This window comes from Corynebacterium sp. TAE3-ERU30 (assembly GCF_019209925.1).
In the GTDB taxonomy this organism is placed as follows: Bacteria; Actinomycetota; Actinomycetes; order Mycobacteriales; family Mycobacteriaceae; genus Corynebacterium; species Corynebacterium megadyptis.
Genome location: NZ_JAHUTO010000003.1, coordinates 1 through 23,037, shown reverse-complemented (window position 1 = coordinate 23,037; position 23,037 = coordinate 1). Strand labels below are relative to the sequence as shown.

23 protein-coding genes are annotated in these 23,037 nt (G+C 64.0%); 16 read left to right on the top strand and 7 right to left on the bottom strand.

Translation table 11 applies throughout. From position 1 onward, the window contains the following. Nucleotides 1–19: 19 nt before the first annotated feature. From KR227_RS06140 to KR227_RS06115, 6 genes are all read left to right on the top strand, one after another. The gene (locus tag KR227_RS06140; protein ID WP_218364420.1) at nt 20–370 is read left to right on the top strand and encodes a hydrogenase maturation nickel metallochaperone HypA; all 351 of its coding nucleotides are present in this window, start codon (nt 20–22) and stop codon (nt 368–370) included. A 42-nt stretch (nt 371–412) separates the two neighbouring features. Further along, a complete protein-coding gene (gene hypB, locus KR227_RS06135) occupies nt 413–1,204 on the top strand; it encodes a hydrogenase nickel incorporation protein HypB (protein ID WP_218364419.1) in 792 nt (263 codons plus the stop codon). A gap of 410 nt (nt 1,205–1,614) precedes the next feature. After that, nucleotides 1,615–2,850, top strand: a complete 1,236-nt coding sequence (locus KR227_RS06130) for a hydrogenase small subunit (protein ID WP_151529853.1) — start codon at nt 1,615–1,617, stop codon at nt 2,848–2,850. Further along, the gene (locus KR227_RS06125) at nt 2,851–4,596 is read left to right on the top strand and encodes a nickel-dependent hydrogenase large subunit (protein ID WP_218364418.1); all 1,746 of its coding nucleotides are present in this window, start codon (nt 2,851–2,853) and stop codon (nt 4,594–4,596) included. Then, nucleotides 4,593–5,861: a Ni/Fe-hydrogenase, b-type cytochrome subunit gene (gene cybH / locus KR227_RS06120; RefSeq protein WP_218364417.1), complete on the top strand. Its 1,269-nt coding sequence runs from the start codon at nt 4,593–4,595 to the stop codon at nt 5,859–5,861. Before KR227_RS06125 ends, cybH begins: the two co-directional genes overlap by 4 nt. 41 nt (nt 5,862–5,902) lie before the next feature. Then, entirely contained in the window at nt 5,903–6,409 is a 507-nt protein-coding gene (locus KR227_RS06115) for a hydrogenase maturation protease (protein WP_255549201.1), read from the top strand. A 21-nt stretch (nt 6,410–6,430) separates the two neighbouring features. Here KR227_RS06115 and KR227_RS06110 read toward each other — a convergent pair whose 3' ends face one another. Beyond that, nucleotides 6,431–6,772 carry a hydrogenase maturation nickel metallochaperone HypA gene (locus KR227_RS06110; RefSeq protein WP_218364413.1) on the bottom strand — a complete coding sequence of 114 codons (342 nt, stop codon included), beginning with the start codon at nt 6,770–6,772 and terminating at the stop codon, nt 6,431–6,433. 10 nt (nt 6,773–6,782) lie between these two features. Between KR227_RS06110 and KR227_RS06105 the strand changes: the two genes are divergently transcribed. The 5 genes from KR227_RS06105 to KR227_RS06085 are packed head-to-tail and all read left to right on the top strand — an operon-like array spanning nt 6,783 to nt 10,724. Beyond that, nucleotides 6,783–7,958, top strand: coding sequence for a reducing hydrogenase subunit alpha (locus KR227_RS06105; protein WP_218364411.1), 1,176 nt, complete (start codon nt 6,783–6,785; stop codon nt 7,956–7,958). 2 nt (nt 7,959–7,960) lie between these two features. Then, nucleotides 7,961–8,254, top strand: a complete 294-nt coding sequence (locus KR227_RS06100; protein WP_151529847.1) for a HypC/HybG/HupF family hydrogenase formation chaperone — start codon at nt 7,961–7,963, stop codon at nt 8,252–8,254. Between the two features lie 52 nt (nt 8,255–8,306). Further along, nucleotides 8,307–8,576, top strand: coding sequence for a HypC/HybG/HupF family hydrogenase formation chaperone (locus KR227_RS06095; RefSeq protein WP_151529846.1), 270 nt, complete (start codon nt 8,307–8,309; stop codon nt 8,574–8,576). Nucleotides 8,577–8,584: 8 nt separating this feature from the next. Then, nucleotides 8,585–9,727, top strand: a complete 1,143-nt coding sequence (gene hypD / locus KR227_RS06090) for a hydrogenase formation protein HypD (protein WP_151529845.1) — start codon at nt 8,585–8,587, stop codon at nt 9,725–9,727. 52 nt (nt 9,728–9,779) lie between these two features. Then, nucleotides 9,780–10,724, top strand: coding sequence for a sugar-binding transcriptional regulator (locus tag KR227_RS06085; RefSeq protein ID WP_218364409.1), 945 nt, complete (start codon nt 9,780–9,782; stop codon nt 10,722–10,724). Between the two features lie 105 nt (nt 10,725–10,829). On the opposite strand, the gene KR227_RS06080 is transcribed toward KR227_RS06085, so the two are convergent. Together KR227_RS06080 and KR227_RS06075 are read right to left on the bottom strand one after the other, a co-directional pair. Then, the gene (locus KR227_RS06080; RefSeq protein ID WP_218364407.1) at nt 10,830–12,044 is read right to left on the bottom strand and encodes a NupC/NupG family nucleoside CNT transporter; all 1,215 of its coding nucleotides are present in this window, start codon (nt 12,042–12,044) and stop codon (nt 10,830–10,832) included. A 3-nt stretch (nt 12,045–12,047) separates the two neighbouring features. Then, nucleotides 12,048–12,467, bottom strand: coding sequence for a cytidine deaminase (locus KR227_RS06075; RefSeq protein ID WP_151549843.1), 420 nt, complete (start codon nt 12,465–12,467; stop codon nt 12,048–12,050). A 295-nt stretch (nt 12,468–12,762) separates the two neighbouring features. Here KR227_RS06075 and KR227_RS06070 point away from each other — a divergent pair, with 295 nt between their 5' ends. From KR227_RS06070 to KR227_RS06060, 3 genes are read left to right on the top strand one after another with little or no spacing between them, the layout of a single operon-like run. Further along, a complete protein-coding gene (locus tag KR227_RS06070) occupies nt 12,763–14,046 on the top strand; it encodes a thymidine phosphorylase (protein ID WP_218364406.1) in 1,284 nt (427 codons plus the stop codon). Nucleotides 14,047–14,059: 13 nt separating this feature from the next. After that, the gene (gene deoC / locus KR227_RS06065; RefSeq protein ID WP_218364404.1) at nt 14,060–14,713 is read left to right on the top strand and encodes a deoxyribose-phosphate aldolase; all 654 of its coding nucleotides are present in this window, start codon (nt 14,060–14,062) and stop codon (nt 14,711–14,713) included. Then, nucleotides 14,714–16,351 (top strand): phospho-sugar mutase, encoded by a 1,638-nt coding sequence (locus KR227_RS06060; protein WP_218364403.1) that lies wholly within the window; start codon nt 14,714–14,716, stop codon nt 16,349–16,351. It abuts the gene before it with no gap. Between the two features lie 103 nt (nt 16,352–16,454). Here KR227_RS06060 and KR227_RS06055 read toward each other — a convergent pair whose 3' ends face one another. Together KR227_RS06055 and KR227_RS06050 are read right to left on the bottom strand one after the other, a co-directional pair. Then, nucleotides 16,455–17,885 (bottom strand): GuaB1 family IMP dehydrogenase-related protein, encoded by a 1,431-nt coding sequence (locus KR227_RS06055; protein ID WP_218364402.1) that lies wholly within the window; start codon nt 17,883–17,885, stop codon nt 16,455–16,457. A 130-nt stretch (nt 17,886–18,015) separates the two neighbouring features. Further along, nucleotides 18,016–18,672 carry a heme oxygenase (biliverdin-producing) gene (locus tag KR227_RS06050; protein ID WP_151529837.1) on the bottom strand — a complete coding sequence of 219 codons (657 nt, stop codon included), beginning with the start codon at nt 18,670–18,672 and terminating at the stop codon, nt 18,016–18,018. A 378-nt stretch (nt 18,673–19,050) separates the two neighbouring features. Here KR227_RS06050 and KR227_RS06045 point away from each other — a divergent pair, with 378 nt between their 5' ends. Beyond that, a complete protein-coding gene (locus KR227_RS06045) occupies nt 19,051–21,774 on the top strand; it encodes an ATP-dependent Clp protease ATP-binding subunit (RefSeq protein ID WP_255549169.1) in 2,724 nt (907 codons plus the stop codon). Nucleotides 21,775–21,783: 9 nt separating this feature from the next. Next, nucleotides 21,784–21,954 (top strand): DUF4236 domain-containing protein, encoded by a 171-nt coding sequence (locus KR227_RS06040; RefSeq protein WP_151529835.1) that lies wholly within the window; start codon nt 21,784–21,786, stop codon nt 21,952–21,954. 248 nt (nt 21,955–22,202) lie between these two features. Here KR227_RS06040 and KR227_RS06035 read toward each other — a convergent pair whose 3' ends face one another. Together KR227_RS06035 and KR227_RS06030 are read right to left on the bottom strand one after the other, a co-directional pair. Continuing rightward, entirely contained in the window at nt 22,203–22,433 is a 231-nt protein-coding gene (locus KR227_RS06035) for an LPXTG cell wall anchor domain-containing protein (RefSeq protein ID WP_218364401.1), read from the bottom strand. Then, complete coding sequence (locus KR227_RS06030) at nt 22,430–22,918, bottom strand: hypothetical protein (RefSeq protein ID WP_218364400.1); 489 nt, start codon at nt 22,916–22,918, stop codon at nt 22,430–22,432. Before KR227_RS06030 ends, KR227_RS06035 begins: the two co-directional genes overlap by 4 nt. Nucleotides 22,919–23,037 lie beyond the last annotated feature (119 nt).

The following is a 23,037-nucleotide window of genomic DNA, read 5'->3' as shown; positions in this document are numbered from 1 at the left end:
GGCTGCTAGATTCGATCACGTGCACGAAGTCGCTCTGTCCACCCAGCTCGCAGCAGTAGTGCGCCGCGCCGCCGCCGGCCGCCGGGTGCGCGTGGTCCATCTCGAGGTGGGGCAACTGCGGCAGGTGGTGCCCGCCTCTTTCGAGTATGCGTGGCGCTTCGTTTCTGCCGGCACCGAACTCGATGGTGCCGAGCTCGACACCCGCTGGATTCCGGTGCGGCTGCGCTGCTCCTGCGGTTTCCACGGCGAGATGGGTGCCGAGCTGAACCTGTGCTGCCCTCGCTGCGGTGAGCCCGCCGAGATTCTCTCTGGGGAGGAATTCCGGGTGGTCGATATCGAGGTAGAGGGGCCGGCCACCGCGCTAAGCTGAGGGCATAGCCACTTTCTGCGAGCAGGTGAAAAGAGAAGAACGATGGGACGATTCCACCGGCACGACGATGGCACAGTACACAGCCATGAGCACGGACATAGCCATGAGCACGCGCCCAATTCGGCACCGAGCAGCGAGCACGATCTCGGAGATCACTCAGCCTATGACACGGGGCGCGAGCGTATCTCGGTGTTGGAGGACATCTTCACGGAAAATGACCGCTGTGCCGCCGAGAACCGTGTCGCCTTTGACGCCCACGGTGTCGAATGCATCAACCTCATGAGCTCCCCTGGCGCCGGCAAAACCACGGTGCTGCAGCGCAGCCTCGCCGCCCTCGCAGGCCAGGTGCGTATCGGCGTGATCGAAGGAGATATTGAGACCTCCCTGGACGCGGATCGGCTCCGCGGCCATGGCGCCCAGATTTCACTGCTCAACACCGGCCACGGTTTCGGCGGGGAGTGCCATCTCGACGCCCCCATGGTGCACCGCGCCCTGCAGGGGCTGGATCTCTCCCAGCTGGATCTGGTGATCGTGGAAAACGTGGGCAATCTCGTCTGCCCTGCCGAATTTGCGGTGGGCGAGCACCGCAAGGCCATGATCTTCTCCATTACCGAGGGCGAGGATAAGCCGCTGAAATATCCCGTGATGTTTAAAGCTGTGGACGCCATCGTGATGAACAAGATGGATCTCGCGCCCCATCTGGACTTCGACATGGAGCTATTCCGCTCCAATCTGCACTCCATAAACCCGCATGCGCCGGTGATCGAGATGTCCGCCCGCACTGGCGAGGGGCTGCAGGACTGGTTGGACTGGCTCCGGCCTAGCCCCGCCTAAAGCGGGTGCGGGAAGAGAACAGCTGCACCTTTTGGGGGTAGAACACCGCGCCGCTGCGCACTGTAGCCGGATAAAAATGTGAATTACTCCAATACAGAGCGCAGTAATTCCCGCAATAAACAAGGTATGCCTACTATTGGCTACGCTTCCGTAGAAATCCCGCACGCTTGACTAAAGCACCCACAGCGCTATTCGCGTAGCCGGATAGGTGCCGCGGGGTGTGAGATATGCCCTGCGCAAGGCCCTGAAGGGCGATAGTGCGGTTGATAAAATCGATGCTGGACTATCCGCGTGACAATGTGGCTGCGCATCGCCGCTTCCTGCGTCTGTTCCAACGGTGAGATTAGCGACTTATCACAACACATTCATGCCACGCGGCAAGCGAATGGTTAAAGATAAGGGCACCATATATGCATCTGGCGAATAGTTGGCAAGGAAAAAACCTTCGAGAAAATCTGGAAATGCGCGGGGTGCCGCGGCGTGACTTTCTCAAGTTATGTGGCGCTATGGCGGGAGTATTTGCCACCGGCGTTCCAGTAATGAGCGGATTTGAAGCCCAGGCAGAAGAAATTGCCGAGAAACTTGGCAACGTCGAAAAGCCCAATGTGGCGTGGCTGCAGCTGCAGGAATGTACCGGCTGCATGGAATCGCTTATCCGTTCCGGCGGCACCACCGTCGAAGACATGGTGCTGGATCTGCTCTCGCTGAATTACAACGAGTTGCTCATGGCCGCCTCCGGGCATGGGGCGGAGAAGGCGCTCGAGGATATGCGCGGCGAACCTCATATTTTGGTGGTTAATGGTTCGGTGCCCACCAAGGAAAACGGTATCTACTGCATGATCGGCGGCAAAACCTCGGAGCAGGTGCTGCGCGAGGCCGCCGAGGGGGCCTCGGTGGTGCTCGCCGTCGGGGCCTGTGCCGTCTATGGCTCGGTGCAGGCCGCCCGCCCCAATCCCACGGGCGCGGTGGGAGTGGAGGAGATCATCACCGATAAGCCGGTGATTAATGTCTCCGGCTGCCCGCCAATCGGCGAGGTTATTACCGCCACCATCACCTACCTGCTCACCCACGGCGAGCCGCCCAAGGTGGACGCCGAGGGGCGTCCGCTCTTCGCCTACGATCAGCGCATCCACGATTCCTGCCCCAAGCGCCCCCACTTTGATGCCGGGCAGTTTGTGAAGACCTTCGACGATGAAGGTGCCCGCAATGGCTGGTGCCTCTACGAGGTGGGCTGCAAAGGCCCCTCCACCTTTAGCCCCTGCCCGATTGTGCAGTGGAATATGCGCTCCGGCTGGCCAATCGGCGCTGGCCACCCGTGTATCGGCTGTACCGAGAAACACTTCTTTGACAAGTTCACCCCCTTCTACGAGGAGCTGCCCAATGTGGGCGCTTTTGGCGTCGAGTCCTCCGCGGAGAAGGTGGGCTGGGGCTTGGTAGGCGCCGGCATTGCTGGGGCGGCCGTGCACGCCGGTATCACCACGTTTAAAACAATTCCGATCCGCTCGGGAGATAAGGACGAGGAGCTGCTCGCGGCCTTCGGTGATCTTCCCGCTACTGGTGGCGCGGCCGAGGAGACGGCGTCGTCACGCGCCCACCCCGCCCCCGAGGCAGGGCCGGCGGAACCGCACACTAAGGAAGGTAAGTAAATGGCAGAGCGCGTTGTCATTGACCCCCTCACCCGTATCGAAGGGCACCTGCGTATCGAGCTGGAGCGCGAGGGAGAGAAGATCACCAACGCCTGGTCGGAGACCACGCAATTTCGCGGCATCGAAGAAATCGTGGAGGGCCGCGATCCGCGTGATGTGTGGGCCTTTGTGGGCCGCATCTGCGGGGTGTGCACCGGCGTGCATTCGATCGGATCGGTGGTGGCGGTGGAAGACGCCATCGGCTCCACTGTGCCCAAGCAGGCGCGACTGATTCGCGATCTGGTGTTGGGATCGCAGGAAGTACACGATCACGTGGTGCACTTTTATCACCTGCACGCCCTGGACTGGGTGAATGTGGTCTCTGCGGCCGAGGCTGATCCGAAAAAAGCCGTGGAGTTTGCCGCCTCGATCGGATCGACGTGGAAGAACAATAGCGAAACCACCTTCCAGAAGGTGAAAGAGACCATCCAGGGCGTGCTGGATTCCGGCCAGCTCTCCATCTTTAGCAATGGCTATTGGGAGCACCCCGACTACCGCCTGCCGCCGGAGGCGAATCTCATGGCGGTCTCGCACTACCTCGATGCGCTGCAGTTCCAGCGCTCGATCATCCGCATCAATACCGTCTTTGGCGGCAAGAACCCGCACCCCAACTTCCTCGTCGGCGGGATGGCGTGCTCGATTGACCCCAATAAGTCCGAGACCGTCAACCAGGTGCAGCTCGATCAGGTGTCCTCCTGGATCGATGAGATCCTCGAGTTCGTCAACGACTGCTACTACCCAGATGCTGTCGCGATCATGGGGGCCTATAAGGACTATTTCGATATCGGCGCGGCGGCCCCGAACTTCCTCGCCGTCGGCATGGCGGGCGCCACCTATGGTGGCGATCCCACCGGCCGTCCCGTGTCCTCCTTCCACCCCGATATTCGGCCCGGCGTGATTCTCGACGGCGATTACTCCACCCTGCACGAGTTGGATCCGGCCAAGATCACCGAGTTCGTCAGCAGTGCGTGGTTCAGCTATAGCGAGGGCAAAGACGTGGGGCTGCACCCCTCCGAAGGCGAAACGGTGGTGGACTACACCGGGCCGCAGCCACCTTATGAGTGGCTCGGAGACAGCGAGGAATACACCTGGTCGAAAGCGCCCCGCTACGATGGCCGCCCCACGCAGGTCGGGCCGGTCGCGCGGGTGCTGCTGGCGTATCTGCAAAAAGAACCCACCACCACTCGGCTGGTGAATGAGGCCATGAAGGCGCTCGACATTCGGGTGGAGCAGCTCAACTCCACCGCCGGGCGAACCTTCGCCCGCGCCGTGGAAGCGGTAACTACCGCCGAGGCCCTGGCGGATACGATTCTGCCCGCGTTCATCGACGGCCTGCGCCGCGGTGATATCGACGTCTTCGACTCCTCCACCTGGGAGCCCTCCAGCTGGCCGCAGGAATGCGAGGGATTCAGCATGCTGGAGGTAGCTCGCGGCACGCTCGGCCACTGGGTGCGGATTAAAGACGGCAAGGTGGATAACTACCAGGCGGTGGTGCCCACCACCTGGCTGGCGGGCGGCCGCGATGCCCGCGGCCAGATGGGCCCCTATGAACACTCTCTCGCCCATGGCGGCGAGCACCCGCTGGTCGATCCGAAGCAGCCGCTGGAGCCTTTACGCACCATTCACTCCTTCGATCCGTGCATGTCCTGCGCGGTCCACGTGCTCGACCCCAACGGGGAGAGCGTGATGGAGGTGATGACGCCATGACCACCCTGCACACACCGCACGGTTCGGGCCGCGGGGCCGAGTCGCACTCGACGAAGCGCGACACCCAGGGCGCAGGGCGCGTCCTGCGCCCGACTCGGGCCTATTCGGTGGGGCACTATTCCAGCGGTCGGCTGCTGGCCTTGGCCGCGGTGGGGCCGCAGGACAGCACCGATCCCGTGGAGCGGGCGCTCCGCACCTCGCTGCACGTCAATCGCCCCGATATCGACCAAGCGGAACTGACGGCCGTATCCTTCGACGCGGCCAGTACCGAGCGCCCCTATTCGCTGGCGGTCTGTGACACGATCACGATCAATAAAGAGCACCAGACTCGCATGATTATGCGCGGCGACTATGAGGCGGTGCTCGAGCAGTCGCAGCTGTCGAACGAGGAGCGCGCCCCACTGGTGCAGACCGTCAAGACGGCCCGGCGCAAGGGCGAACGCCTCCTCGGCATCGCCACCGCCCACGTGGATGACGATGGCCAGCCCGGCCCCTTCCGCTTTCAAGGCGTGGTGGGGGTGAAGGTCGAGGACAAAGACCGCGCGATGAAGGATGTGCGCGCTAATCCCAACCAGTGGGTGCGGGTGAATCTGTGGACGGTGCCGCTTCGCCTGCAGCACTGGGGCAATGTGGCGCTCATCGTGATCCTCTCGGTCACCGGCTATTTCATCATGAACCCCGGCCTGCTTCCCGCCCAGCAACCCGGCGGCGATCCCGGCTATCTCATGGGCTGGGTGCGCTATATCCACTTCGTGGCCGCGTTCCTCTGGTTGCTGCTGGGCTTTACCCGATGCGTGATCTGGGTGACCTCGCGGCACCGCCAGCTCCGGTGGCGAGCGATGTGGCCCATTCGCTCCAAACGGGACCTGCATGGGCTGGTGGGCACCCTGAAGTACTATCTCTTCCTGCAGAAGCACCCGCCGCTCTATCTCACCCACAACCCGCTGCAGCAATTCGCCTATACCGCGATCTATCTGCTCTGTCTCTTCCAAATGCTCAGCGGGCTCGCGCTCTACGGGCTCTATAACCAGAACTCGATCATCTGGTCTTTCTTTAGCTACCCGGTGCACTGGACCGGCATCCCCACCATGCGGCTCATTCACGCCATGATCATGTTCATCGTGTGGATGTTCGTCTGGATTCACGTCTATCTCGCGGTGCGGGCGGACTCGGTCGAGCGCCACGGCGGCGTCTCCTCCATGATCAACGGCGGCGTGTGGCTGCGCCGCGGCGCCCAGCCCTATGACGCCCCGGAGATCGGCTAGTGGCGGCGCCGGTGACCGTGGTGGGCATTGGCAATCCCATCATGTCCGATGACGGGATCGGTCTGGAGCTGCTGCGCCAGCTGGCCACCGGCGACAGCGAGGTTGCAGAGCTGGCGTGGGTGCCGAGCCATCGCCGCCAGCCCCTCGCGGAGCCTGCCTGTCCCGGCCCCGTGGAGTTCATCGATGGCGGCACCTCCGGGATGGAGATTCTTCCCGTGGTGCAGCAGGCGCGCCGTTTATTGCTTCTCGACGCCATCGCGGGGACCCAGCCCGGACAGGTCACAGTCCTACGCGGCGACCAGCTGCCCCGGCTCGTGCAGTCGCATCTTTCCCCGCATCAAGTGAGTCTGCTGGATCTGCTCGCCGCGGCGCGCTTATTGGGCACCGAGCCCGAGGAGATAGCCGTGGTGGGCGTGGTGCCCGCCAGCACTGAGCTATCGGTGGGGCTGAGTGAGCCGGTGATCGCCGCGCTGCCGGAGGCGGTCGCCGCCGCCCGTGCGGTCATCGCCGACTGGCTGGCCGCCGAGAACACCGCCGCGGGGGAGTGAAGGGCTGTGGAGCTACGGAGTTTAAGCATCGGCGAGATCAATATAGGCGATCTCGAACTCGCGTCCCCGCCGCAGATCCGCCGTCGGTGTGTCGCAGCGGGGGCAGGTCAGGGCGAAATACTCATCAATCTCCACCTCCTCGGCGCAGCTGGGGCAGTAGACGGTGGCGGTGATGTCCTCCACCTCCAGTCTCGCCGCGGCGCAGCAGGTGCCGCTGCGGGCCAGCGGCCACGCGGCGTGCAGCGCCTCGGTGACCACACCGGCGCGGCTGCCCACGCGCAACGCCACTTTTTCCACAGTCCTTCCCGAGGCATGGGCGGTTACAGTGGAGACAACGCCGCTCAGCAGGCTGAATTCATGCATGGAATCTATTATGTCTAACTCCTCCACCAGCATCCGCCTCGACGCCATCATTGATCCTTTCGAGGCCACGGTGCTCTATACCCGCGATAGAGACGGGCGCATCGTTGATGCCCACTTTGACCTCTCGGGGCTGCCGCGACTGGAGCCGCTACTCCTCGGGAAACCGGTGGCCGAGGTGGTGCACATGGTGACTCACCTCTGCGGGCTCTGCCCCGTGGCCCACCACTTGGCGGGGATGGCGGCGCTCGATCGGATGCACGGCGTGTCTGCTCTGCCCGCCACCGCCCGCGCTGTGCGGGAGCTTCTGCTCCACGGTGCCGCTTTGTCCGCCTATGCGCCCAAGTTCCTCAGCGTGAGCCCGCAGAGTGCGCGGGCGCTCAAAGAGCGTGGCGATGCACTCATGGCAGCGGCCGGGGCCACCGGGCATTTTCCCCGCGTAGCCACCCCGGGTGGGGTGGTGGCCCCCGCCGATAGGGCCGCGGTGGAGGCGCTCGATCTGGAGGTGGAGCAGCTCTGCGCGGAGCTGCTGGAGTGTGGCGCGGCGGAATCTCCCGTGCCCCCGTGGCAGGGAGTGGATATGCACCTCGGCGCGGACCCGGTGGGGGATCGGATTGTGCTCTCTTCAGGGGAGAGCTTCGCCGCGGCGGAGAGTGCTGAACGCATCCGCGAAACCCGCCCCGGTGATCCGGCGCCCCGCCCGCAGGTGCGGCTGTCCTCGGGGCAGTGGCAGCCCTACCGGGTGGGCCCAGTGGCACATGCCGATGCCGCCACCGCGGAGCGGGGCCTGACGGCGGTCATGGTGGCGGAGATTCGTCGCCGCGTGGCGGCAGTCGAGCGGCTCCGCTCGGGAGACGAGCTCTATGGCGCGGATATTCAGGCGGAGCTGCAGCCGCGGGCGGGCACCTTCACTGGGGTCGTCGATGGGCCGCGCGGGCTGCTCGCCCACACCTACACGGTGGATGAACAGCAGCGAGTGGTGCAGTGTCGCATCCTCACCCCCACCGCCCAGAACGAGTACTGGTTGGCGCAGATGATGCGGCACGCGCTGGTGCAGGACTGTGATGTGGAGGAATCGATCCGTACCGCTGATCCCTGCCTGCCCTGTGCTGCCGCCCCGCAGGGGCAGATGGGGCTGCGGCTGCGTGAAGATACCGTATCGGCTGCGAGCGCCGAGGAGGAGGACTAAAGATGTGTCTCGGAATCCCCGCCAAGATTCTCTCCCGCGAGCCTGGCCTGTTGAGCATGGCCGAGGTGGATATGGCCGGGCAGCGGCGGGAAGTGAATATGTCCTATCTGCCCGAGGCCGAGGTGGGCGACTATGTGCTGATCCAACAGGGCTTCGCCATGACCGTGGTGGACGCGGCGGATGCCGAAGCCTCGCTCCGCGCTATCGCCGAGCTCAATCTGCTGCGGCCGGAGCGCCTGCCGCGGGGCCATCGCCAGGGCCCATCTGCGTTAGGTGAGCCCGCGCAGCGGGAGTAAAATTTGTGATTAAAGCTGAGAATCCTCGCTAATACCGAAGAAGGGAACACCGATGTGTCTGGGAGTGCCCGCACAAGTCGTGGATATTGAGGATGGCCACCGTGCCACAGTGTCAATGTCTGGGGTGAGCCGGAAGATTTCCACCGATCTCTTGGTGGGCGAGGCCCTCGAGGAGGGGGAGTGGGTGCTGGTGCATGTGGGCTTTGCGCTGTCGAAGATCGACGAGGATGAGGCCGCTCTCACCCTGCAGCAGATCAAGCAGCTCGGCGGTGGGACCTTCGATGATGAGCTCGATTCCTTCTCTCGTTCGGATATCGGATAGCGGCTGCGATGAAATTTGTAGATGAGTTCCGTGACCCCGCCGCCGCGCGGGCCCTGCTGGATCGCATTGAACGCGATGCCGCTGCCCTCGACGAGCCGCTGTCGTTGATGGAGGTCTGCGGCGGGCATACCCACACCATTTATCGCTATGGCATCGAGAATCTGCTCCCCGATTCCATCAATCTGGTCCACGGCCCTGGCTGCCCGGTGTGCGTGATCCCCATGGGGCGTGTCGACGACGCCCTCTGGCTGGCCTCCCAACCGGACGTGCTCTTTACCACCTTCGGGGACATGATGCGCGTGCCCGGATCGGAGGGCTCGCTGCTCGATGCCCGAGCGCGTGGCGCCAATGTGGAGTTCGTGTACTCGCCCTTGGATTCTCTCGAGCTGGCGAAGAAGAACCCCGATAAGCACGTGATCTTCTTTGCCGTGGGATTTGAAACCACGGCGCCCTCCACCGCTGCCACGCTGCGCGCCGCCAAGGCGCTCGACATCAAGAATTTTTCGGTATTTTCCAATCACGTCCTCATCGAGCCGCCCCTGCGGGCGATCGTCAATGGCGGAGAAACCGCCGTCGATGGCTTCATCGGGCCCGGGCATGTGGCAGCGATCGTGGGCACGGATGCCTTCGAGTTTCTGCCCTTTGAATACGATATGCCCGTGGCGGTGGCCGGTTTCGAGCCGCTCGATGTGCTGCAATCCGTGGCGATGCTGCTGCGGCAATGCATCAGCGGCGACGTGGACGCCGGGCTGGCGCGAGTGGATAACCAATACGCCCGCGTGGTCCAACCCGGCGGCAATAAACAAGCCATGGCCCTGCTGGGCGAGACCTTTGTGGTGCGAGAGAGTTTCGAGTGGCGCGGACTGGGGACGCTGCCCGAGTCTGGCCTGGCTATCCACGAGGACTATGCGCCGTGGGATGCAGAGAAGCGCTTCGATATTCCGGGCCGCCGGGTGGAAGACCCGAAGGCCTGCGAGTGCGGCAGCGTGCTCACCGGCCGGATCAAGCCCTGGCAGTGCCGCGTCTTCGGCACCGCCTGCACGCCCGCCACCCCGATCGGAACCTGCATGGTCTCGCCCGAGGGGGCCTGCGCCGCCTACTACAATTTCGGCCGTATTGATCGCTCCGCCACCGCGGCCCTCAACCGCTAGATTTCCCTAGCGCCGCTTGTGAATACATCGATAAAAGGAAAGGCCCCACGGTATGGATGCTCGCGATGAACAGGCCCTCCGCGCGGCGAAGCTCTACTACGAGTCGGAGATGAGCCAGGCCGAGGTGGCCGCCGAGATGGGTATTTCCCGCCCCACCGTGGCGAAGCTGCTGCAATACGCCCGGGAGCGCGGCTATGTCGTCATCCAGATCCTCGACCCGCGGGAAGAACGCGGCCATGTGGCCGAAACCCTGGTGGAACGCTTCGGCCAGTACGGGCTGAAAGAGGTGCGCGTGGTGCACACCGCCCGCGACTCCTCCGAGGAAATCCTCAAAGAGCTCGGCCGCATGGGGGCGCTGGTGCTGCAAGAGCACGTCGATGACGGGCATCTCGTGGGAGTGAGCTGGGGAAATACCATGTATGCCGTGGCTCGCGCCCTGAGCGATACCCCGCGCCAAGGCGTGGAGATCGTGCAGCTCAAGGGCGGGCTGAGCTATAGCGAACGCTCCAGCAACGATATCGAGACCATCAATCTCTTCTGTCGCGCCTTCGGCGCCTATGCCCGCACCCTGCCGCTGCCCGTGATTTTCGATAATGCCGAAACCAAAGCCGTGGTGGAACAGGACCGGCTCATCAGCCACACCCTGGAACTCGGGGCGCACACGGATGTGGCGATCTTTACCGTTGGCGCGGTGCACCGCGACTCGTTGCCGCTATCCATGGGCTATCTCAGCGAGCGCGAGATCCAGCAGCTAGAGCGGGACGCGGTGGGCGATGCCTGCTCCCGCTTTTTCACCAGCGAGGGCGCCATTGCGGCCCCGAGCGTAGACGAGCGCACCGTCGGGATTAGCCTCTCGGATCTCTCCTCTCGCCCGGTGCGCATTCTCGTGGCCGGAGGGCTATCCAAAACCGCCGCCATTGCCGCCGCGTTGCGCATGGGGCTGGCCACCCATCTGGTGATTGACCACCAAACCGCCTGCGCCATCCTCGAGCGCTAGGGGTTCCCGCCCGCCCGCGTGGGCCCCGCGGTGTGGCCCTGGTCAGAGGAATGCCTCCCCACCGCAGGGTGAGTGGCGGCGGGGAGGCGTCGATAAGCGTCGAAGCTAGAAGGCGACGATGCCCACGATGGCGGCGTTGAGCATATTGGTGCAGAAGCCGGCGAAGAGGGCCTTGATGCCGAGCTCGGCTACCTCGGAGCGACGCTCGGGAACGAGGGCACCGAAGGAACCAATCTGGATGGCGATAGAGGAGAAGTTGGCGAAACCAGCCAGGGCGAAGGAGGTGAGCATCACGGACTTCGCGGAGAGATCATCCACGTGCTCGGAGAAGGCGGTATAGCCGACGAACTCGTTGAGAATGGTCTTTTGGCCGATGAAGTTACCCACCAAGCTGGCCTCTTCCCAGGGCACGCCGATTGCCCACGCCAGCGGGGCGAGGAGCACGCCGAATAGCCCCTCGAGGGACCAATTCTCTTGGCCGAAGATGCTGCCGATGCCGCCGATGCCGGCATTGACCATAGCGATACCGGCGATGAAGGCCACCAGCAGGCAGGCCACGGTGACGGCGATCCGGCCGCCGGAGAGCGCGCCGGTGCCGATGGCGTCGATAATATTGCGCGAATCCTCATCGCGTACCTCGCGCACATTGGCGTTCACCTGCGATTCTTCCGTCTCGGGCATGAGGGCCTTGGCCACCATGAGCGAGCCGGGCGCGTTCATCACCGAGGCGGCCAGCAGATAGGGCAGCGGTGCGCCCAGCAGCGAATAGCCCACCAAGGTGGAGCCGGCCACGGCGGCGAATCCGCCGGACATGCAGGTAAATAGCTCGGAGCGGGTGAGCTTGGGCAGCCACGGCTTAATCACCAGCGGGGCCTCGGACTGGCCGAGGAAGATCACCGTCGAGGCCCACACGCCCTCGATCTTGGATACGCCCAGCACCTTGCGCAGGATGGTGCCCACGATCTCCACGAACCACTGCAGAATGCGCAGATAGTACAGGGCGCCGATGATGGCGCCGAGGAAGATAATCACCGGCAAGACGTTGAGGGCGAAAATGAAGCCCACGTCCTCGCCGAAGAGGGGGCCAAAGACAAAGGAGGTGCCTTTGTTGGTGTAGTCGATCAGCTTCTCAATTGCGCTGGAGACAGCTTCGAGAGCGTGGAAACCGGGGGTCCACTTCAGCACCAATAGTGCGAAGGACACCTGGAGCACTAAGCCCACGCCTAGGGTGCGCCAATTGATCTGGCGGCGATGTGAGGATAACGCGATGAGTACCGCGAAGATCACAAAAATGCCGATGAGGCCTTGGAAGCGATCCATAGGTTATGCCTCCTTAGAGAGGTGTTCGGGCCCGAAGGAATAGGGCAGGAGTGTGTCGAAATTCAGGCTGAGAGGCTCGCCCTTGTCATCCTCCACCACGACGGTGGTGCAGCCGAACTCGCGGAGCACTTGGCGGCACGCACCGCACGGCCAGCAGGGGGCCGCGTTCAGGCCGACGATGGCGACCGTATCGATGCGTCGTCCCACGCTATCGCTGGGGTCGAGGCGGGCGATCATGGTGGTAGTGGCATTGCGCTCGGCGCACAGGGTGAGCCCATAGGAGGCGTTTTCTACATTGCATCCGGTGTAGATTGTTCCGTCTGCGCTCAGCACGGCGGCCCCCACGGGGAAGTCGCTGTACGGGGCGTAGGCGTGCTCGGCGGCTTCGCGGGCGCGCGCGAGCAAGGAGGCGTGATCAACCATGCGAGGTGGTCCTTTCGCTGGGGAGAAGAAGCACGCTTGACGACGCCGCTCTCCGGGCATGAATCGGCGTTGGCTGCGGTCAAGCTCTTAGCTGATCAGCGTACGGTCCCTCGTCGGAAAGCACAGCGCGACAAACAGGGAACAATTGGCAATCCACGTATTGACATTTGTTCTAAGCGGGATGATACTTGGTCTCAAAGAGCAATATCAAGGGTCTACCTAACTTTTGGGGAGCCACGGTGAGTGAGGTCACTGCCGTGGTGGGGCCCGCTAGAGGAAAGAGGACAAAGGCGATATGGCTGAACAATTCGATGTCGTCGATATCATCCGCACCAAGCGCGATGGCGGCGAACTCTCCACTGAGCAGATCAACTGGGTCATCGATGCCTATACCCGCGGGGTCGTGGGCGATGAGCAGATGGCGGCACTGAACATGGCCATTTTCATCCGCGATATGAACCGTCGCGAGATCGTGGACTGGACCCAGGCGATGATCGCCTCCGGTACCACCATGGACTTCTCCGGGCTGTCGAAGCCCACCACCGATAAACACTCCACCGGCGGCGTCGGCGACAAGGTGACGCTCCCGCTCGGGCCGCTCGTCTCCTCCTATGGGGTGGCGGTGCCGCAGCTCTCGGGCCGCGGCCTGGGCCACACCGGCGGCACTCTCGACAAGCTGGAGTCCATCCCGGGCTGGCAGGCAGATGTGCCCAATGATCGCCTCATGTCCATCCTCGAGGATTCCGGTGCGGTGGTGGCGGCAGCCGGCGCTGGCCTCGCCCCGGCGGATAAGAAGATTTACGCGCTGCGCGATATCACCGCCACCGTCGATTGCATCCCGCTGATTGCCTCCTCCATCATGAGCAAGAAGATCGCGGAGGGCACCTCGGCGCTGGTGCTGGACGTGAAAGTCGGTTCGGGCGCGTTCATGAAGGACCTCGACCAGGCCCGCGCCCTCGCCCGCACCATGGTGGATCTGGGCAATGACGCTGGGGTGAACACCCGAGCACTCCTCACCGACATGAACACCCCCTTGGGGCGCAAGATTGGCAATGCCCTCGAGGTGGAGGAATCCCTCGAGGTGCTCGCCGGCGGCGGCCCCGCTGATCTGGTGGAGATCACCTGTGAGCTGGCCCGCGAGATGCTGGAGCTGGTGGGCGTGCACGACCCGGACGTGGAAGAGGCCCTCAAGGACGGCCGCGCCATGGATTCCTGGCGGAAGATGATCCGCGCCCAGGGCGGCGACCCGGACGCGGCCCTGCCTGTGGCCCCGCATCAGGAGGTTCTGCGCGCTGAGCGCGATGGCGTGCTCACCCAGCTGGATGCGCTCGCTTTGGGCGTGGGCTCCTGGCGTCTCGGCGCTGGTCGCGCCCGCAAGGAAGATCCCGTGCAGGCCACCGCCGGCATTGAGATTCATGCCGAGATCGGCCAAGAGGTGAAGAAGGGAGAGCCACTGCTCACCCTGCACACCGAAACCCCCGATCGCATCGAGCGGGCGCTGGAATCCATCCGCCCGGGCATCGTCATCGGCGATGGCCCCGCCCCGGCCCGCACCATCATTCTTGATCGCATCGTTTAAGGAGACTGTTGTTATGAGCTTGAACCGAGCAGAACTCGCCCGCTATATCGACCACACCCTGCTGAAGCCGGAGGCCACCCGCGCCGACTTTGAGGCTCTCGCCGCCGAGGCCGGCGAACTGGGAGTGTTCTCCATCTGCGTCTCTCCCTCCGAGCTGCCCATCACCGCCCCCGAGGGTGTTGCTGTGGCCACCGTGTGCGGCTTCCCCTCTGGTGCCGTGCAGTCGGAGATCAAGGCCGCCGAGGCCGCGCTCTCGGTGCAGCAGGGCGCCGACGAGGTGGACATGGTGATCAACATTGCCGATGCCAAGGAAGGCGACTTCGAGGCCGTGCAGGCCGATATCGCCGCCGTGCGGGCGGCCATCCCGAACGCGCTGCTCAAGGTGATCATCGAATCCGCAGTGCTCAGCGACGAGGAGATCGTGGGCTGCTGCCAGGCCGCCGAGGCCGCAGGGGCCGACTTTGTGAAAACCTCCACCGGATTCCACCCGGCCGGCGGCGCCAGCGTGGAGGCTGTTCGCCTCATGCGCGAGACCGTGGGCGATCGCCTCGGAGTGAAGGCCTCCGGCGGGATCCGTGATCTCGCCACCGCCCAAGCCATGATCGAGGCTGGGGCCAGCCGTCTCGGCTGCTCCTCCTCCGCCGCCATTCTGAAGGAGTTGGACTAAATGACTATCGATCGTTCTCGGATCGCTCGCTGGATCGAGCACGACCCCGACGAGACCACCGCCGCCGAGCTGCAGCGCCTGCTCGACGCGGATGATACCGAGGAGCTTGCCGCCCGTTTTGCCGGCCCGCTGGAGTTCGGCACCGCCGGTTTGCGCGGCCGCCTCGAGGGCGGTGAGTCGCGGATGAACGTGGCGACCGTCTCCCGCGCCACCGCCGGCGTGGCCGCATGGCTGAACTCTCAGGTGGAGCGGCCTGTGGTGGTGATCGGCTGCGATGCGCGCTATGGCTCCGCCGATTTCCACCAGGCAGCCGCAGAGATTTTCGCCGCAGCGGGGTGCATCGTGCACCTGATTCCGCCGCAGCTACCCACCCCCTTCACCGCCTTCTGCGTGCGTCACTTCGACGCCGATGCCGGTGTGATGGTGACCGCCTCGCATAATCCGCCTAAGGATAATGGCTACAAGGTTTACCTCGGTGGCCGCGTGGTAGATAGTGACGCCGCCAAGGGCGTGCAGCTGATCAGCCCCGCCGATAAGGAGATCGCGGAGCTTATCGCCGCCGCCCCGGACGCCGATGAGATTCCGCGCCGCAAAGAAAATATCGAGCCGGTGGCCGAATCGGTGCTGGAGGAGTACCTCTCCCGTGCGGTGAGCCTGCGTCGGGGCAGCGGGGAATCCGATCTGCCCATCGTGTTCACCGCCATGCACGGTGTGGGTGGCCGCGTGCTGCAGACCGTGCTCTCCCGCGCGGGATTCAGCGCGGTGACCCCGGTGGCTGAGCAATTCGAGCCCGATCCTGATTTCCCCACCGTGGCCTTCCCCAACCCGGAGGAGGATGGGGCGCTGGATCTCTCCATCGCCACCGCCGAGCGCTCTGGCGCCGAGCTCATCCTCGCCCTCGACCCCGATGCGGATCGCTGCTCCGTGGCCATTCCTACCGCCGAGGGCTGGCGTCAGCTCTCCGGCGATGAGGTGGGCGCCGTACTCGCCGAGGACATCGCCCGCTCCCACGAGGGTGGCGACGCCACGCTCGCGGCATCGATCGTGTCCTCGCGCCTGCTGGGCAAGGTGGCCGAGCGCCACGGCCTGCGCTTCCAGCCCACCCTGACCGGGTTTAAGTGGATCGCCCGCACCCCGGAGATGATCATGGGCTACGAGGAAGCATTGGGCTACTGCACCGATCCGGAGATCGTGCGCGATAAGGATGGCATCACCGCCTGCCTGCGCGTCGCCGATCTGGTGGATCGCCTCCGCGCCGAGGGCAAGAGCTTGCAGGATTTCCTCGACGAGATCGCCGCAGCCTATGGGCTGTATGTCACCTCGCCATTGACCTTCCGCATGTCCGACCCGGCGGCCATCGCCGCCGCCCTGGAACGACTCAAGACCACCCCGCCGACCACGTTGGCGGGCGCAAACGTAACGGATTTCTCGGATCTCTCCGCCGGATTCCGCGGGCTGCCGCCCACCACCGGATTCTGGGTGGAAACCGATGGCGGCGATCGCATTGTCGCCCGCCCCTCCGGCACGGAGCCCAAGCTCAAGTGCTATCTCGAGGTGATCGCCTCCGATCGCGCCGCCGCTGAGCAGCGGCTCGAGCAGCTCAAGGAAGAGTTCGCCGCAGCCCTCGGGCTCTCATAACCGCGCCCCTGCCGTTTAGTCCGTTTATTTCCGCGATGGCAGCATCCTCTGATGAGGGTGCTGCCATCGTTGTCGTTGTGGGGAGTGTGCAGAGTGGCGGGGTTTAGCCGCGCGAGGAGCGGGGCTTGCCCTCTTGGTAGCCGGCGGCAGATTGAATACCCACCACGGCGCGCTCGTGGAACTCCGGGATCGAGGCGGCACCGGCATAGGTGAAGGAGGAGCGCACACCGCTGATGATGGAATCCACCTGGTCCTCAACCCCGCCGCGGGCAGGATCGAGATAGATACGCGCAGAGGAAATGCCCTCTTCAAACATTTCGCGCCGGGCGCGCTCGAAGGCCTCGGTGCGCTGATTGCGGTTTTCCACCGCCCGGCGTGACGCCATACCGAAGGACTCCTTGTACATGCGCCCATCGGCGTCGTGCATGAGATCGCCCGGGGATTCAAAGGTGCCGGCGAACCACGAACCGATCATCACATTCGAGGCGCCCGCAGCAAGCGCCAGCGCCACATCGCGCGGATCGCGCACCCCGCCATCGGCCCACACATGCGCCCCGAGCTCGCGGGCCGCCGCCGCGCATTCGAGCACCGCCGTAAACTGCGGGCGGCCCACGCCCGTCTGCATGCGCGTGGTGCACATCGCACCTGGGCCCACGCCCACCTTGATGATGTCGGCGCCAGCCGCGACGAGATCGCGTACACCCTCGGCCGTGACGATATTGCCGGCCACAATCGGCACCCCTGGATCCAGTGCCCGCACCCGCTTTACGGCGGCGATCATGGAATCCTGGTGGCCGTGTGCCGTGTCCACGACCAAGACATCAGCGCCGGCGTCGACAAGCACGCGCACCCGCTGCTCAATATCGCCATTGATGCCGATGGCAGCGCCCACCCGCAGCCGCCCAGAGTCATCCACCGCGGGGGTATAGACCGTGGCGCGCAGCGCGGAGGTGCGGGTCATGATTCCCGCGAGACGACCCTCGCTATCGACCACTGGGGCGAGCTTGCGGGAGGCATCCCGCAGCCGGCTAAAGGCCTCTTGGGGATCAATATCCGTGGGCAGGGTGAGCAGCGAGGTAGCCATGAGCGCGCCCACCTGGGTGAAGTTATCGGCGCCCACGAGGTCCTTTTCCGTAATAAGGCCCACCGGTTTATCCTCCGCCACTACGATGGCGGCGCCATGCGCGCGCTTATGAATCAGGTTGCGGGCATAGCCCACGGTGTGGTGGGGCTTGACCGTGATAGGGGTGTCGAAGGTGAGGTGGGCATCCTTCACCTTGCGAATCGTCTCCGCGGCAATCTCTGCGGGCACATCCTGCGGCAGGATTGCGAGCCCGCCGCGCCGGGCGATCGTCTCCGCCATGCGGCGACCAGCAACGGCCGTCATATTGGCCACCACGAGCGGGATGGTCGTGCCGGTGCCGTCACTGGTGCTGAGATCAACGTGCATACGCGAGCCCACGGAGGACCGCGAGGGCACCATAAACACGTCGGAGTAGGTCAATTCATGGGTAGGTTCTTCGAGAAAACGCATACCCTGTACTCTACGTGCGGGTCAGGACACTACTCAGTTCTGGCCCGCGGCGCGCGTGCTCGGCGGTGCCACTGTGTGCGGCCGCCTGCGGCGGCGACAGCCAGCACAGACGCCCGCCACTCAGCAGGGGTTAGATCCCAGTGAGTTCCTTCAGATCACCAAAGACCTCCATATTGTGGCGGAAGGCGCGGGCGGCCTCGTCGAGAACATGCTCGCGCTGCGCCTCGGTGAGCTGCAGATTATCCAGCTTCTCGCGGTAGGAGTCCTTATACTTCTTGGGCTTGTCGATGCCGATGAAGCGGTAGAAGTTCAGCGCCTCCTCATTCACCCCGTAGTGGCGCTTGAGCATCACCGCAATCACCTGGCCGCCCGAGAGATCGCCCAGGTAGCGCACATAATGGTGTGCGAGAGCCGCCGGTCCATCGGCCAGTGCGCCGATTTCTGCGAGGCGGACGCAATAGCGGGCGGTGGCGGGAAGCATGGTGAGATTCTCCCGCCATGTATCCGAGCCGTGCAGGGCACGCAGATCCTTGCGCAGTTGCGGCAGGCGCATCAGCGTCTCGTCATAGATGAGCGCGAAAATCGGATCATTTTGCAGGCCGCGGCTCATGGACTCCAGAGCGGCATAGAACTGATAGGTCTGCTCCAGTAGGGCGGTGTAGGCGGCGACATCGAGTTCGCCGCCGACTACCTTTTTGATGAACTCGGCGTTTTCCGCCAAGTCGTGGGCTTGGGCGGTAGAGGCCTTCAATGCTAGGGACAAGGGCTCGGCAACAGAGGCAGTCATGAATGTCCTTTCACCAAGGGTGGGGCAGTGGTGAACCCCCACTAGCCCGGTGCGCTGCGCAGCGAGTAGGAGGGAGCTCAACCCCCACACAGAAAATGTTAGAGTGTAGCCTAACCTTATAGTTTTTTGAGGGCAAGGAGCGGGGCGCGTTGAGAATGCCTCGCCCTGCGTGTTCGCTACAGGCGTACACCTTCCACAAGGCGGCCTGAGCAGCACAAACATGCGCAGGGCTGCCATGGGAGTAGGTGCGGCAGCCGGCGACGGGGATGACCACCGCCGCGCGCGCGTTAGAGTGTGTGTAGCGAATAACACCAGTTGAATGAGCCGGCGCGCGGACTATCGCGCGCGGCTTATGAAGTAAAGGGGACACACAACACTATGTTTGAGAGATTTACGGACCGAGCCCGTCGAGTGATCGTGCTAGCGCAGGACGAAGCTCGCATGCTTAACCACAATTACATTGGCACCGAGCACATCCTGCTCGGTCTTATTAGCGAGGGCGAAGGTGTAGCCGCGAAGGCGCTCGAGTCGATGGGCATCTCTCTCGATGCGGTGCGCCAAGAGGTCGAGGAGATTATCGGCCACGGCACCCAGCAAACCAGTGGGCACATCCCCTTTACTCCACGCGCCAAGAAGGTGTTGGAGCTGTCCTTGCGCGAGGGCCTGCAGATGGGGCACAAATACATCGGCACCGAGTTTTTGCTGCTCGGCCTCATTCGTGAGGGTGAGGGCGTAGCCGCACAGGTGCTGGTGAAGCTCGGCGCGGATCTGCCGCGCGTGCGTCAGCAGGTTATCCAGCTGCTCTCCGGTTATGAGGGCGGCCAGGAAGGATCCGAGGACGAGGGTGGCGCCGCACCTGCCGGTGGCAAGGTGCTCGGCGCCGGTGCGGCCAGCGGCGGCCGCGGTGGCGGTGGCGCTGGGGAGCGTTCTAATTCCCTGGTGTTGGACCAGTTCGGGCGTAACCTCACCCAGGCTGCCAAGGATGGCAAGTTGGATCCCGTGGTGGGCCGTGAGGACGAGATCGAGCGCATTATGCAGGTGTTGTCTCGCCGCACGAAGAATAACCCCGTACTCATCGGCGAGCCCGGTGTGGGTAAGACCGCCGTGGTGGAGGGACTTGCCCTCGACATCGTTAATGGCAAGGTTCCTGAGACTCTCAAGGATAAGCAGCTCTACTCGCTGGACCTGGGTTCTCTTGTGGCCGGTTCTCGTTACCGCGGTGACTTTGAGGAGCGCCTGAAGAAGGTGCTGAAGGAGATTAACCAGCGCGGCGACATCATTTTGTTCATCGACGAGATTCATACCCTCGTGGGTGCCGGCGCCGCCGAGGGCGCCATCGACGCTGCCTCGCTGCTGAAGCCCAAGCTGGCCCGCGGTGAGCTGCAGACCATCGGTGCCACCACCTTGGATGAGTACCGCAAGCACATCGAAAAGGATGCGGCTCTCGAGCGTCGTTTCCAGCCGGTGCAGGTTCCCGAGCCGTCGGTGGAGGACACCATCGAGATCCTCAAGGGGCTGCGTGACCGCTACGAGGCGCACCACCGTGTCTCTATCACCGATAGCGCCCTGTCCGCGGCTGCTAATTTGTCTAACCGCTATATCAACGACCGCTTCTTGCCGGATAAGGCCGTGGATTTGATCGATGAGGCGGGTGCCCGCATGCGCATTAAGCGCATGACCGCCCCCGACTCCATCCGCGAGGTGGATGAGCGTATCGCGAGCGTGCGCCGCGAGAAGGAAGCCGCGATCGACGCCCAGGACTTTGAGAAGGCCGCCGGCCTGCGCGATAAGGAGCGCAAGCTGGGTGAAGAGCGCGCCGAGAAGGAAAAGCAATGGCGCTCCGGCGACCTCGAGGACATCGCTGAGGTCAGCGAGGAGCAGATCGCGGAGGTGCTCGGCCACTGGACCGGCATCCCCGTATTCAAGCTCACCGAAGAGGAATCCGATCGCCTGCTCCACATGGAAGAGGAGCTGCACAAGCGCATCATCGGCCAGGACGATGCCGTGAAGGCAGTCTCTCGTGCCATCCGCCGCACCCGTGCCGGCCTGAAGGATCCGAAGCGCCCCAGCGGTTCGTTCATCTTCGCTGGCCCCTCCGGTGTGGGTAAGACGGAGCTGTCCAAGGCTTTGGCAGAGTTCCTCTTCGGCGAGGAAGACGCCCTCATCCAGATCGATATGGGCGAGTTCCATGACCGCTTCACCGCCTCCCGTCTCTTCGGTGCCCCTCCCGGATATGTGGGCTATGAAGAGGGCGGCCAGCTCACCGAGAAGGTGCGCCGCAAGCCCTTCTCCGTGGTGCTTTTCGACGAGATCGAGAAGGCGCATAAGGAGATCTACAACACCTTGTTGCAGGTTCTCGAGGATGGTCGTCTCACCGACGGCCAAGGCCGCGTCGTGGACTTCAAGAACACGGTTTTGATCTTCACCTCGAACCTGGGCACCCAGGACATCTCGAAGCCGGTGGGCTTGGGCTTCACCGGCTCCTCGGAGATGGACCACGAGGCCCAGTATGAGCGGATGAAGCAGAAGGTGGATGATGAGCTGAAGAAGCACTTCCGCCCCGAGTTCCTCAACCGTATTGATTCCACGGTGGTGTTCCATCAGCTCACCCGCGATGAGATCGTGCAGATGGTGGATCTTTTGATTTCCCGCGTGCGGGATGCTCTCTCCGAGAAGGATATGGGCATCGAGCTCACCGATAAGGCCAAGAACCTTTTGGCGAAGCGTGGCTTTGATCCGGTCTTGGGTGCTCGTCCGCTGCGTCGTACCATTCAGCGCGATATCGAGGATGCTCTGTCCGAGCGCATCCTCTTTGGCGAGGTGGGAGCCGGAGAGATCATCACCGTCGATGTCGAGGGCTGGGACGGCGAGTCCAAGAACGCCGACGACGCCACCTTCACCTTCACTCCGCGCCCGAAGCCGCTGCCCCAGGAGACTTTCTCCGAGATCTCCCCCGAGGCTGCCGCCGCGATCAAGGAAGTCAGCGACGCCGCCGAGGAGGATGTTCCCGAATCCGATAACACCGTGGTTCCTGCGGCGGATGACGAGGACAGCTCCGGTACCAGCGGCGAGGACGATGATTCCCGCGGCGAGAACAACTAGGAGACAAGCATGGGAATCACATTCCGTAAGCGCAAGAAGGTGGGCAAGAACTCGTGGATTAACTTCTCGGGTTCTGGCGCCTCCACCTCCACCAAGGTGGGGCCGGTGACCTTCAACTCTCGCGGTGGTGTGTGGGTGAATCTCCCTGGTGGCCTCACCTATCGCGGCCGCTGGAAGTAGTCCCGCCGCACAGCGCGCACTCCCCACCGAATGGCATAGCCCGTTCGGTGGGGAGTTTTTTAGGCTTATCGACGCCACCCTCTGCCCACCTCACTCGCTGCCCAGAGGTGAGCGGGCAGGGAAGTGGGTGGGCGTATAAGAAAACTGCTCTCCTTCCCCCTGTGACGAGATAAGTAGGGGAGGAGAGCAGTGGTCTAGTGGCAGTGGGAGGCGAATCCCTTTACTGTCCGCGCACTAGCGTGAGGACGCTAGGCGTTCTTCCGGCGCTGAGCGAGGAAGATGGCAGCTGCACCGGTGAGGATCAAACCGAGAGCCATGCCGGTGGTGCTCATCACCGAGGCGCCGGTGTTTGCAAGACCGGAGGAGCCGTGCGAGTGATCAGCATGGGTTCCGCCGTGGGAACCATTGTTGTTGTTCCCAGCAGGAGCCTCGTGGTTGTGATCGTCCGTGGAGCCGTGGCCGTCAGTGGACGGCTTCATGCCGCCATCATTGTCGGTGCTGGGCTTGTGGCCGTCCTCAGGCTTGGTGCCGTTCGAGTCACTGTCGTGACCCGGGGTGTGGTGGTCGCCGGGGGTTTCGGAGTCGCCGTTGTCAGCGTCGCCGCCGTCAGCGTCGCCACCGTCGGCATCGCCACCGTCGGTGTTGCCGTTATCGGTGTCGCCCTCGCCAGCGTCGCCCTCGCCAGCGTCGCCGGGGGTTTCGGAGTCGCTGCCGTCAGCGTTGCCGTTGTCGGAGTCGGCGCCGTCAGCATCGCCACCGTCGGTGTTGCCGTTGTCAGCGTCGCCAGCGTCGCCGTTATCGGTGTCGCCCTCGCCAGCGTCGCCACCGTCAGCATCGCCACCGTCGGCATCGCCCTCGCCAGCGTCGCTGCCGTCAGCGTCGCCGGGGGTTTCGGAGTCGCCACCGTCGGCATCGCCGTTATCGGTGTCGCCCTCGTCAGCGTCGCCGCCGTCAGCGTCGCCACCGTCGGCATCGCCGGGTGGGGGGGGGCGTCGGCGGGGTGGGGGGGGTCGGGGTGGGGGGGGGGGGGGGGGGGGGGGGGGGGGGGGGGGGGGGGGGGGGGGGGGGGGGGGGGGGGGGGGG